The following is a 12,542-nucleotide window of genomic DNA, read 5'->3' on the forward strand; positions in this document are numbered from 1 at the left end:
ACTTCGTGCTGCCTTTTTTTAGAGAGTTATAAATTGGCGATCGCTTTTCGCATTAACTCCTTGATAAAAGGCACATCATGGTGAGTTAACTCCCACAAAGTATTGAGATCGACTTCTAAATAGCCAAACATCAAACTATCACCCACACTAGCCAAACGTCGCCAATTAATTTGGGGATATTGATCCATAAAACTAATCGGTAACCTCTTTGCCGTTGCACCGATCAGACCAATTGCCCTTTCTACTGCAAAAATCGTTTTTTGATCGCGACTAAACTGCATAAAATCAATCTCTGATACAAATGACTCCGTAGCCGCGATCGCTTCTAAAATATCCTGTATTTGTACTTCAAGACGATGGTTATTATTCTCGATTTCAGCAGGAATACTCACTTTACTGGTTGTCATTAGCTTTTTTCCCTTAAAAAATCTAGTTTAACATTCAGATGCAATTGCGAAAGTTGACAATGTTGCCAATGACAGCGATCGCAGGGGGCGCAAAATTACTTTCTTGAACAAGTTCGACGATATTACCCAAACAGCCTATTAATTCTGACTGATCGGCACGGGTTCCCTGACGAATTAAAGCTACAGGTGTCGATTCAGGTAAGCCCGCCGCGATCACTTTGGGAACAATTTCACCTAAATTATGCAATCCCATATACACCACAATTGTTTCCGCAGCTTGGGCGATCGCTGTCCAGTTTATCTGCGGACGATATTTCCCTGCCGACTCATGCCCTGTTACAAAAATTACCGACGAGCTAAAATCACGATGGGTAAGGGGAATCCCTGCATAGGCGGGAGCCGCAATCCCTGAAGTAATGCCAGGAACAACCTCCACCGCAATTCCCGCCGCACGCAAATCGGCAAGCTCTTCGCCACCACGCCCAAAAATAAACGGATCTCCCCCTTTTAAGCGCACGACTATGGCATGTTCCTGAGCTTTCTCGATTAATAATTTCGTAGTCTCTTCTTGCATTAAAGAATGATTACCACGCCGCTTACCTGCATGAATTTTCTCGGCGATCGGGTTAATCATCGCAAGAAGCTCATCGCTGACCAAAGCATCGTAAAGCACTACATCGCAGGTTTCTAATAATGCTTTGCCTTTCAAAGTCATCAACCCTGAGTCCCCAGGTCCTGCACCAACTAAATAAACCTTACCTAAAAACCGATCAGAGGCAGGCTGAATAACTTGTTGTAAATCAGTATTTGTCATTCGTTATCAAAACCTTAATCAAAACTTGAGTATCTAAGCCAAATATTGCAAGGCGATCGCATCTTCATTTTCCTCATGTATTGTATTTATAGAAGTTATAAAGCACGGAGCGAAGCGCCGTATTTTATGACAAACCACTCTAATTGTAGAAGTTATAAAGTTCATCGCGAAGCGCTTTGCTTTATAAAAACATTCTAGAAGTTAGGAAGTAGATCATGAATCGTCATGTTTCCTAGAAATTGAGACGCAGCCATCTTGTCAAGCCAAATCAAGGAGAACTAAAGAACGCTCACATATTTAATTAATTTAATTTAAAAAATTTAATTTAAGAATATGTCCAAAAATCTTCTTGAGATGTAACGAGTACAACGAATCAAAATGAGGCAGGCGTGAATCTTACCGACTTTACCAAAGCAAATCTTACCAAATCCAGCCTAGAAGGAATCAACCTCAAGGGAGCCGATCTCAAGCGCGTTAATCTGAGTAACGCTAAACTTGCAGATGCGATGCTTTCCAAAGCGAACCTCACAGGTGCATTTCTCCATAAAGCTGATTTAAACCGAGCCAATCTGGTCGAAGCAAATTTAACCGAAGCAAATCTTACTTCCGCTTTCTTAATCAAAGCCGATCTTCAAAGAGCCTGCCTCAATGAAGCCTATCTAGTTGCCGCCAATCTCAATTCGGCTAATTTAACTAGCGCATCTTTGATCAGTGCTGATCTCAGTCTTGCTACCCTCACAGGAGCCTGTCTTAACGGTGCAAATCTCAGTCGGGCTAAGCTAAATGGCACATTTTTTATTGAGTCGAATTTATTGGGAGCCGATCTAAGTGATTCGGACTTCACAGGCGCACTGATGATCAAAGCAAATCTCAGTGGTGCAAACCTAAGTCAGGCTTGCTTGATGAACGTTGATTTGACGGAAGCAAATCTTACAGGCGCAGAGTTACATGGAGTGGATCTTGGTGGTGCAATCTTAAATGCCGCAAATCTCAATGCTGTTGATCTTGTTGAGGCAAATTTAAGTGGTGTTTCACTTAGTCGCGCTAACTTGGGCTGGGCAAATTTACTAGGAGCAAACCTAGAGAAGGCAAATTTAGTCGGTTCTGATCTGAGTTGGGCAAATTTGAACGAAGCCAACTTGTCCGAAGCCGACTTGAGTTGGACTAATCTTACGGGCGCATTTTTAATGAAATCAAACCTCAGTGGTGCAAATCTGAATGGGGTTAATTTATCCAATGCCAATCTCAGTGGCGCAAATTTAAGTGGTGCTAACTTAATGGGTGCAAATTTAAGTGGTGCTGATTTGAGCAATGTTGATCTACGTGGTGCTTACTTAATCCGCACCAATTTACACAATGCAATTTTGAACGAAGCAAATCTAACTGGTGCAAATCTAGACGAAGCGGTATTAAACGGAGCTAGTTTAAATCGCGCTAATCTCAACCGCGCCAACCTTACTAGAGCTAGTTTGACAGGAGCTAATTTGAAAGGTGCTTTTATGTTGTGGACAAACCTGAGAGGAGCTTTCATGCTATGGACAAATTTAGACGGGGCAAATATGACAGGGGCAATTTTGCCAACGGACAAATAGAACGCTTTAGTAAATGTGCGAAGCGTATTTACTAAAGCCATAACTGCTCAAAATATGGTGTGAAAGAGTAATGAAAGCTAAAGAACTTATTGATCGCTATAACCAAGGCTTTCGAGATTTTAGTGATATCGATCTCAGCCGAGAAAATCTTAGTGGTGTGGGTTTGACCGCGATCAATTTGGCTAATGCCAATCTGAGTGAAGCCAACCTATCCTGTACTACTTTAAATGAAGCCAATTTATACGGCGCAAAGCTGAAAACTACTGTCCTCTACCGCGCCAGCCTCAGCGATGCAAATCTCTGTGAGGCGGATCTAAATGGTGCTAGTCTGATTAAGGCTGATTTGCATGGTGCTAGGTTGGAACGGGCTAATCTAAGGGATGCTGACCTAACTGGCGCAAATCTCAATGCCGTGAGTCTCGCCAACTCTGACTTGACAGGAGCCAATTTAAGTTGTGTGTCTCTAGTCGGAGCCAATCTAGAGGGAGCAAATCTCGCAGAAGCATTTTTGAAAGGAGCAAATTTAGATGGGGCAAAATTAAATGGAGCTAATCTTGAAGGCGCTAATCTAAGTGGGGCAAGTTTTAGTGAAGCTAATCTTAGTCATGCAAATTTCTCGGCAGCAGATCTTTCCCATGCAAATTTGTATGCCGTTAACCTCTGTGACGCTTTATTGTCCAAAGCGGATCTAAGTGGAGCAAATCTAAGTAATGCAAATCTAAATGATGCTGATCTCCAAGATGCTGATCTTAATGGTGCATTTCTAGTTGATGCTCAGCTAGTTCGAGCATGTCTAGAGGGTGCAAATCTTAGTAAATCCAATTGCTATAAAGCTAATTTTAACGGTGCATTTTTACTAAGAACAAATCTAAATGGGGCAAATCTGAACTGTACAGATTTCTCCAATGCTTCTCTGCAACCAGTCGATCATGAGGCAGATCGCAATCCAGAGTATGTAATACCAAGTTAAGAAATGGCTACGCATTTCTTAACTTGAAAACCTTTACTGGGTTTGGGTTTTAATTCATAAAAGTGTGACTACACCTTTGTGAATTGGGATAGCAAAAAAAGAGTTAGCTAGTACAAACCAAAACCCAAGAAGCGAGTTGCGGCGCTTCGTGCCGTAACTCATCTTCTGGTTTTATATCCTAAGCAAAACTTGCATTGCTATATAACTGATTAAGAAAGTTAGTAAAAGTTAAGCCATTTGCCGTAGAAACTGTAATGGTATGTAGGTACGTCTTGTCTAGAGAGAGAAAACAAGAAAAAGCGATCGCGCTAGAAAATAATCAGTTAGGAATGAAACATGAACGCAACTACAAAAGAAGTCGAAAAAGAAACAACATCCCCATCAGCAAAGCTTGCTAGCCCAAAATATAAGCGTATTTTATTAAAACTCAGTGGTGAAGCGCTGATGGGCGATCGCAGTTTTGGTATTGATCCTGAAGTCGTCCAAGATATTGCTTTGCAGGTTGCCGAAATTGTCAAAGATGGGATCGAAGTAGCGATCGTAGTTGGTGGTGGCAATATCTTTCGGGGTATTAACGGCGCTGCAAAGGGCATGGATCGAGCCACAGCCGATTATATTGGCATGATCGCCACCGTGATGAACGCACTTACTTTACAAGATGCCTTTGAACAATTAGATGAGCCGATTCCTACAAGAGTGATGTCTGCGATCGCCATGCAGGAAATCGCAGAACCATATATCCGCCGCCGCGCCATTCGCCACCTTGAAAACAATCGGGTGGTTATTTTTGGCGCAGGTTCAGGTAATCCCTATTTCACCACTGATACAACAGCCGCTTTACGTGGTGCGGAAATTAATGCTGACGTAATTTTGAAGGCAACTAAAGTGGATGGCATTTATGACAGCGACCCTAAGAAAAATCCTGACGCAAAACGCTATCAATCCGTTAGTTTTGACCATGCCTTAATCAATGATTTGCGCGTAATGGATGCAACAGCCTTTGCCCTATGCAAAGAAAATGGCATTCCAATTATTGTGTTTGATCTTGGTGTTACAGGTAACATTCGTCGCGTCGTCATGGGAGAATCGATTGGTACTTATGTTGGAGGTTCCTGTGAAGTTAACTGATGTTGAGGCGCGAATGCAGAAAGCTGTAGAAGCGACCCAGCACAATTTTAATAGTGTGCGAACGGGGCGTGCTAATGCTTCGCTATTGGATCGAATTACTGTGGAATACTATGGGGCAGAAACACACCTCAAAGCTTTGGCAAATATTTCATCGCCTGATGCTACGACCTTGATGATTCAGCCTTTTGATCGCAGCTCGATGCGGGCGATCGAAAAGGCAATTTCGGAGTCAGATATCGGGTTGACTCCTAATAATGATGGCGTAAGCATTCGTCTCAATATTCCACCTTTAACTACCGATCGCCGCAAGGAGTTGGTAAAAATGGTTGCCAAACTTGCTGAAGAAGGTAAAGTCGCAGTACGGAATGTGCGTCGTGATGCGATCGATTCGATCCGCAAGCTAGAGAAGGCAAAAGAAATTTCTGAAGATGATTCCAAAAGCCAACAAGAACAAGTAGATAAGTTAACGGATAAGTTCGTTAAAAATATCGATAAAGTTACTGCTGAAAAAGAAAAAGAAATTTCCACAATTTAAAGTTAATTCCAGTTCGGGTTAATCTCAAATTGTGGTTATGAGAGGAGTGGTGCAGCGACTTCCCTCATAACCACAAGACAGCAAAAGCCTTGCTTAGCAAGGCTTTTTTATTTGAAAGCATTTATTTGTGACTTCGATCGCGTTTACTCATACTTAACGTCACAGGAAGCGAAACTTGCGATCGCATTCTCAATTTTGAGAGAAAGCGATACTAATGCTCATAGAAAATTATTTCACAGGGCAAAAGTAATGATTCTCAATTCACTAAACCAAGTTCGCTCGATTGTAATCAATACGGTTGTTGGTACAGAAAAAGCAATTATTTTTTTAGGCAAAATTTTTGTTGTTGATAAAGCTTATAACTCTTTAAATGAAGCGATCGCAGGATGCAAACGAGATTTAGATTTGGGTATGGCAGTATTAATTGCTCCTGAAACGACACAATTTTCTGTATGGGTAGCAATTCCTAACGAGATGATCTTGCAATCCGATGTAATCGTCTAAGTTTGATAGATAAAAACTCTTACTTCAATACATTTTTGTGTGGCTTTGTTAATCGCATCTTGAGTCTCCTAAGTATAATTAATATGAAAAGCAATCAGCTCATCAGCAATATCGATAATTTTTGTAATTCGACCTACCTTTCAATGTCGAAATTAGTATGTCTCCAGCTACCTGCGATCGCTGTCCATTTCATAAAGTTAACTCCTGAGCTAAAAAATTTTAATCCACAAAAAAGCGATCGCCTTTAAAAGGCGATCGCTTTTTTGTTGTCATGAAATAGTACTTTAGAAATTCATTTCTGCTGCTTGGACTTTTTCGACTTGCTTCTTCTTCAGTACCAACAAAATTTGGGTAACGATGACAGAAGCAAAGAATGCTAGCAACCACTGAATGCGGCGAGGATCTTGAAGGACGATTTCGCCGTCATGCTGACCAAAACCACCAACATTAGGGTTTGTGGTTAGAGGAGAACCAACTTTCACATCACTACCAGGTTCTACAACTAGTTCAGCACCAGCAGGAACCTTCTCAACGGCAATACTGCCATCGGTAGTTTGGATTGAGATTTCATAACCACCGTAGATACCTTCATCTTCATTTGGGGCGATCGGGCTAATTTGAGTAACTAGACCAGAAACCGAAGAATTATATTCGTTGTTATTGCTCTTTTCGCCAGTAGGATAAACCTGTCCACGACCACGGTTACCACCAGCACTAACTGAATATTTCAGGAAGTGAATGTTCTTGTCCTTAGCAGGATCGGGTGCAAGTACAGGAAAAACAATTTCCGAATAATCATCACCAGATACTGGACCAACTAAAACAATATTTTCTTGGGTATCGCTATAGGGTTGGTAATAAGTATCCTTGGTCTTTTCTTTTAGTTCTTCAGACAAACGATCTTCAGGCGCAATCTTAAATCCTTCAGGCAATACTAAAACTGCACCAACGTTCAAACCTGTTTTACTGCCATCAGCACTTACTTGTTGTTTGGTGTGGTCGTAGGGAAGTTTGACAACGGCTTCAAATACGGAGTCGGGTAGCACTGCTTGAGGTAGTTCTAATTCAATTCCCTTTTGGGCGAGGTGGCAGTTAGCGCAGACGATGCGACCTGTAGCTTCGCGAGGATTTTTATAAGCTTCTTGAGCAAAATAAGGATATGCAAAAGCAGATGGGGCATTAAGCCCGAATAGTAAAGTTAAACTTGTGAGGACACATAGACTGACTCCCACAATCAAACGGTTGGCACGGAACAAAGCTTTTTTCATGTATAAGTTCAAATGTAATTCAAATACCAATTTCGATATGTTAAGGGTAGACTGCGCTCCTCGCCATCTATCCTTAACCCTTTATTTTAAGCCCACCAAGGTGCTTCATTAGTGCGGAAGTCAGTTTCTGTCCATGTGCTAAATTGCACCACATCATCGCTAACTGTGGCATGGGCAAGCGCCAGGGACAATGGCGCAGGTCCACGTACAACTTTACCTTCAGCGTTGTACTGAGAACCGTGACAAGGACACATAAATTTGTTTTCGGCAACGTTCCAAGGTACAACGCAACCAAGGTGAGTACAAACTGCGTTTAGTCCATAGGAAGCAATTTCTTTATTGTCAGTAACAACAATATAGGTCGGGTCGCCTTTGAGTCCTTGAGCAAGTACGCGATCGCCTGCTTGATGATCTGCCAAGAATTTTGAAGCAATTACATCATTACCTAGTGCGTCCTTAGCAGCAACACCACCGCCAGTTCCACCGCGAGAAGGTGGTACAAAATAGGCTAGGAAAGGTACAGCTGCTCCAAGGGTGGTTACGGCCGCAGAACCCCCTAAAATTAAGTTCATAAATTGACGACGGCCCATGCTAGGGACATCGGCGGATGCAGAAGCTTGACTCATAAATTTGACTAAGGATTTGGCTGAGAAATATTACGTTTTATATATCACTTCCTACCATGATATCGACAATCTTTGGACTTCTCTCTAGTTGTTTTGCAACGAAATGTTAAGCGTCGTGATTTTCAGGAATATTGTTAAGCTTAACGGCAGTTAGGTTTAATGTTCTGCAATTTAATTTTTTATGGCGTGGCTTCGCCACACCATAAAAAATCAGTTCTTTATTCTACGGTGAAGCCCTTAACACTAAAGACTAAAATGGCTAAGCCATTTTGTGAATTAAAAAACCTTACTGCGTTTGTTTTTTAATTCACAAGAGTGTGACGACACTTTTGTGAATTGGTACTAAGTGGTTTGGGCTAAGAGAGGGGGTAAGCTTAGCTGAACTAGTTTTAATTTTCCTGATTAATTTTCCTGAGACTTGATTATGCCCATATGAATGAAAAATCCACTTCGCAGTTCTCTAAATATCGGATCTTGGGCTTAGTTGGCAGGGGGCAATTTGGCAAGGTTTTGTGTGCGCGGATGCGAGATACAGGTAAATTGGTCGCGCTCAAAGAACTGGAACATCAGCGATTTCCCACTAGTAAGCTCTTACGAGAACTGCGCTTTCTGTTGACTTTACAGCATGAAAATATTGTTACCTGCACAGCACTGATGCATCACCAAAACTATCGCTATTTAGTGATGGATTACTGCGAGGGTGGGACACTGCGCGATCTAATGAACCATAGCAAAACATTATCAGTGCAACAGTGCTTTGATTTAATTAATGATATTTTGCTGGGGTTAGAACATGCCCATGCGGCCAATATTATCCATTGTGATATCAAACCTGAGAATATACTGCTAAAGATTACGGCTAAGGGATGGCAAGCGAAAATTTCCGACTTTGGTATTGCTCGGCTCAGCCAAGAAATTGATTCTGATGGTAGCAATACTGGCTCACCTGGTTACATGGCTCCTGAACGATTTTATGGTCAGTTTTCAGCAGGATCGGATATTTATGCAGTAGGGATTATTTTGTATGAGCTTCTAGTGGGGAAGAGACCTTTTACAGGAATGCCTACAGAGTTGATGAATGCTCATTTAAATCATCGGATTATTATTCCTGATAGTGTGCCGCGATCGCTTGCCAAGATTATTACGCGATCGTTAGAAAAGTTACCGAAACGTCGATACATTTCAGCATCGGAGATGCGCCAAGATCTTGAAGCAATTCGCTCCGAAGATTTTAGCCATGTTCAAATGGGGCTTGACGCTGAAAATTGCACGACAGTTTTCTTTGACCAGAAATCGCAACATTTTGCCCAAAAAGATACACCTGAAAAGATTGTTGGGCTAGTTGGGGCAGAAAAATCGCGTTTTTATAGTACTTCTAGTTTTCTTCTGCACTGGCATAGTTTGACTTTGGATCAGTCTGAACAGATCGCCAAATCTGAATATGAAATTGAAGCGATCGCTTTTGCCCGAAAGACTTTATTTACGATCACCAAGCGATCAATCTATCAGTTTGGACAGGGTAAACCAAAATCTCTATATCAATCGTCTCAAACTTTCAAATGGGCTATTTCACCCCATGGCGATTGGTTTGCCATATCCACGGGTAAACAATTAGAAATCCGCAATTTAGTTTATGGTCGAGCGATGCGCTTAGAGTTTGCCACTAGAGACTTAAGTTGCATCATTGCCTTCGATCAACATCATTTGTTAGCGATCGCTAATAAGCCAGAAACTAATGAAAGTCGAGCGATCGTTATTTCGCGGCGTTGCAATATTATGTATCGCTTATCTCTGCCCATACCAATCACTTCTGGGATTGCTACATTTACCAGTGATCGCGTACTTTTGCTAGAAGCAGGTAATCATAAAAATATCTATCTGCTTGACATCAAGCCCTATCGGCTGATGCGAATTCCCTTAGAATACGAAGTCTTAATCATGGCAGCAACCCCTTGGGGTTACGTGATTACAGCTAATTACAATGATTATCAGACTATTTTGATGTTGTTAGATTTACGCGGCAATAATATTAATAACTTGATTATTGATGGTGAGGTGACCGCGATCGCCCCGATTGATATCAATTTATTAGCGATCGCAATTTCTGATATATCAGGTTACAAACTATACGCTATCAATCTTAAAAAGCTAGAAATTGATCTGGTTTTCTAATACCAAATCACAAAATGGCGTAGCCATTTTGTGATTTTAAAATCCTTACAGGGTTTGTTTTTAATTCACAAAAGTGTCGTCACACTTTTGTGAATTGGGTATATATAAATTCAAGTTTTGCTTAAGACATAAAACCCAAAAGAGCAATGGCGGCGCTTCGCGCCGCCATTGCTCTTTTGGGTTTTATATGTGTTACAAGATAGTGAGGCAAAGTTTAGGGTTGTGTTGCGGAAGAGCGCTTACGTCGTGAAGCTTCAGGGGATTGGATTGGCACAAACTCCTTAGAAATTTCCGATGACTCAGATCTTGAGTCTAAATTTTCTTCAGTATCCGATGCATCAATTGGTTGCGCCCGATTTACTCTCAAAATTACACCGTTAGAAGTACCATTTTTGACAGGGTTAATCACTGGATTAATGGTTATAGTTTCAGTTGGTGGCTCAATTATTTCTTCTTCAGCTAAGCTTTCGGCAAATTGTTCTTCTCGTTCTACCGAAAGATTTACTTCGGTATTTGATTCAAACCCTGAATCAGATCTTGACTCCATCACTGACTCTGATCTTGATCGCAGATTGCCAATATTATTCGCAATTTTTGGTGCTTGACCTGGTAGAGCAACAGTCACAATCACATTGCGAGGATCTTTAACTTCGCGATCTAGTAATACCAAGGGAGAAACGCCGATTAATGAATAAACATCTTGCTCTTCTTCCGTCATTTCCACCACAATTACCTCTGGTGGCTCAATAACTTTGGTCCGAATTTCTCGCTTATTAGGACGCTCAGGTAAATTCTCAGGAGCAACTACAGGCGCAGCATCAATCACCTCGACTAATTCTTCGCTAGGCTCGGCGATCGCCTTAGCTGTAGGAATGCTCGGCAAAGATAACTTAGTTGGCACTGACCGATCAACTACGACTTCGCGCTCAATGCGTGGCTCAAAACGTGGCTCAATTAAGGGTTCAATCCTTGGCTCGAAACGCGATCGTACATCCGCAGGTGTAACTTTTTCTGGTTCACGCGACTCACGCGAATCTTTATTGAGCACAGCTCGCTTACCGCGTCTCCGCAGATTGCCTCGTTCTTGATAGCTAGGATGGTTCACCAAATTAGGCTCAAGTCCACCCCCTAACTCCGAATCTCCATCTTCATACTCAGAGGTAAAATCAAGCTGATTCGATTGCTTGGATTCCCAAGTGCGTGATGTTGCATCAACAGGTTGTCCCGCCGCTTCCCCAGGTAAATGCATTAGATGCCCCAAGCCACCACAGGTCGAGCAAGGACGACCAAACAATTCATAAATACTCTGACCTTGGCGCTTACGAGTAAGCTCAACTAGCCCCAGTTCGGTAAGTTGAGCAATTTGAGGACGGGACTTGTCCGATCGCAAAGCTTTATTAAAATGTTCTAAAAGTTGCAATTGATCGCGGCGAGTATCCATGTCAATAAAGTCCACCACAATTACGCCAGCAATATTTCGCAGACGAATTTGACGGGCAATCTCCACGGCAGCTTCGCAGTTTGTCCACAACACCGTCTCGCGGGAAGTTTGAGACTTAGTAAATGAGCCAGAGTTAACATCGATGACGGTCAATGCTTCGGTTGGCTCAATAATAATGTAGCCACCACTAGGCAGATCGACTCTAGGCTTAAGTGCTTCACGAATACCCGCATTTACCCGAAAATATTCCAAAATCGGCGTGCGTTCGCGATGATGATCCAGCATCAAGCCGCTAGGAATTTTGCCATCCGCCCAGCCCAATAAATGCTGCTTAATACGGCGTAACCCATCACTAGTATCGGTGACGATCCGATTAACTTCAGTGCTATAGAGGTCACGCAATACCCGTTGCACAAAATCCCGTTCGCGATCGAGCAAGGTTGGCTGGCGCGTAGTTGCCACATCCTGCTGAATGCCTTCCCACTGGCGCTGCAAATTATCGAGATCCTCAATAATCTGCTCTTCTGGCATTCCGTCGGCTTCAGTCCGCACCAATATACCCATGCCCGCAGGCTTAACCAAAATGGCAAGGGCGCGAAGACGGTTACGCTCAGCCTCACTGCGAATACGTCGAGATAGGTTCACCCCCCGACCAAAGGGTAATAAGACAACATAACGACCAGGTAACGAAATATTGCCTGTCAGTCTGGGACCTTTATTTCCCGTTGGCTCCTTCATCACCTGCACCAGCACACGCTGTTGCGGTACGACTAGATCGCTGATCGAGCCAGACGATCGCCGCATTTTTAAGGGGCCAAGGTCAGTAATGTGAATAAAGCCATTGCGATCGCCATCGCCAATATTTACAAATGCCGCATCAATACTAGTTAAAACATTTTCGACAACGCCCAAGTAAACATCCCCGACTTGGTGAGTTCCTGCGGCTACAACAATTTCTTCAATTTGATCTTCACTAAAAACAGCAGCAATTCGATACTGCTCGGCAATAATTATTTGCTTTGGCATTCAATTTCCTCAGAATTTCTTCGATTCAAAAGAGCCAGCCTAAGAACCTACCAGAAAAA

The 12,542-nt window shown here is 42.4% G+C and carries 12 protein-coding genes; 7 read left to right on the forward strand and 5 right to left on the reverse strand.

What is annotated here, in order from left to right; genetic code table 11:
- Positions 1 to 26: 26 nt before the first annotated feature.
- Both B9G53_RS11855 and cobA read right to left on the reverse strand, forming a co-directional pair.
- Positions 27 to 407 (reverse strand): DUF86 domain-containing protein, encoded by a 381-nt coding sequence (locus tag B9G53_RS11855; protein ID WP_094532445.1) that lies wholly within the window; start codon positions 405 to 407, stop codon positions 27 to 29.
- A gap of 34 nt (positions 408 to 441) precedes the next feature.
- On the reverse strand, positions 442 to 1,221 hold the full coding sequence (gene cobA, locus B9G53_RS11860; RefSeq protein ID WP_094532448.1) for a uroporphyrinogen-III C-methyltransferase: 780 nt from the start codon (positions 1,219 to 1,221) through the stop codon (positions 442 to 444).
- A 389-nt stretch (positions 1,222 to 1,610) separates the two neighbouring features.
- Here cobA and B9G53_RS11865 point away from each other — a divergent pair, with 389 nt between their 5' ends.
- From B9G53_RS11865 to B9G53_RS27355, 6 genes are all read left to right on the forward strand, one after another.
- The gene (locus tag B9G53_RS11865) at positions 1,611 to 2,813 is read left to right on the forward strand and encodes a pentapeptide repeat-containing protein (RefSeq protein WP_094532451.1); all 1,203 of its coding nucleotides are present in this window, start codon (positions 1,611 to 1,613) and stop codon (positions 2,811 to 2,813) included.
- 70 nt (positions 2,814 to 2,883) lie between these two features.
- Entirely contained in the window at positions 2,884 to 3,783 is a 900-nt protein-coding gene (locus B9G53_RS11870) for a pentapeptide repeat-containing protein (RefSeq protein ID WP_094532454.1), read from the forward strand.
- A 336-nt stretch (positions 3,784 to 4,119) separates the two neighbouring features.
- On the forward strand, positions 4,120 to 4,911 hold the full coding sequence (gene pyrH / locus B9G53_RS11875; RefSeq protein WP_094532457.1) for a UMP kinase: 792 nt from the start codon (positions 4,120 to 4,122) through the stop codon (positions 4,909 to 4,911).
- Positions 4,898 to 5,446, forward strand: coding sequence for a ribosome recycling factor (gene frr, locus B9G53_RS11880; protein WP_176453190.1), 549 nt, complete (start codon positions 4,898 to 4,900; stop codon positions 5,444 to 5,446). Before pyrH ends, frr begins: the two co-directional genes overlap by 14 nt.
- A gap of 111 nt (positions 5,447 to 5,557) precedes the next feature.
- Positions 5,558 to 5,950, forward strand: a complete 393-nt coding sequence (locus tag B9G53_RS28485; RefSeq protein ID WP_254923638.1) for a hypothetical protein — start codon at positions 5,558 to 5,560, stop codon at positions 5,948 to 5,950.
- A gap of 83 nt (positions 5,951 to 6,033) precedes the next feature.
- Positions 6,034 to 6,198: a hypothetical protein gene (locus B9G53_RS27355; RefSeq protein ID WP_176453191.1), complete on the forward strand. Its 165-nt coding sequence runs from the start codon at positions 6,034 to 6,036 to the stop codon at positions 6,196 to 6,198.
- A gap of 36 nt (positions 6,199 to 6,234) precedes the next feature.
- Here B9G53_RS27355 and B9G53_RS11890 read toward each other — a convergent pair whose 3' ends face one another.
- Positions 6,235 to 7,218: an apocytochrome f gene (locus B9G53_RS11890; protein WP_094532465.1), complete on the reverse strand. Its 984-nt coding sequence runs from the start codon at positions 7,216 to 7,218 to the stop codon at positions 6,235 to 6,237.
- 86 nt (positions 7,219 to 7,304) lie between these two features.
- A complete protein-coding gene (gene petC, locus B9G53_RS11895; RefSeq protein WP_094532468.1) occupies positions 7,305 to 7,844 on the reverse strand; it encodes a cytochrome b6-f complex iron-sulfur subunit in 540 nt (179 codons plus the stop codon).
- A 432-nt stretch (positions 7,845 to 8,276) separates the two neighbouring features.
- Here petC and B9G53_RS11900 point away from each other — a divergent pair, with 432 nt between their 5' ends.
- Positions 8,277 to 10,016 (forward strand): serine/threonine-protein kinase, encoded by a 1,740-nt coding sequence (locus B9G53_RS11900; RefSeq protein WP_094532470.1) that lies wholly within the window; start codon positions 8,277 to 8,279, stop codon positions 10,014 to 10,016.
- A 214-nt stretch (positions 10,017 to 10,230) separates the two neighbouring features.
- Here B9G53_RS11900 and B9G53_RS11905 read toward each other — a convergent pair whose 3' ends face one another.
- Positions 10,231 to 12,483, reverse strand: a complete 2,253-nt coding sequence (locus B9G53_RS11905) for an Rne/Rng family ribonuclease (protein WP_094532473.1) — start codon at positions 12,481 to 12,483, stop codon at positions 10,231 to 10,233.
- Between the last annotated feature and the right edge of the window lie 59 nt (positions 12,484 to 12,542).

Origin of the sequence: Pseudanabaena sp. SR411 (assembly GCF_002251945.1) — a bacterium.
In the GTDB taxonomy this organism is placed as follows: Bacteria; Cyanobacteriota; Cyanobacteriia; order Pseudanabaenales; family Pseudanabaenaceae; genus Pseudanabaena.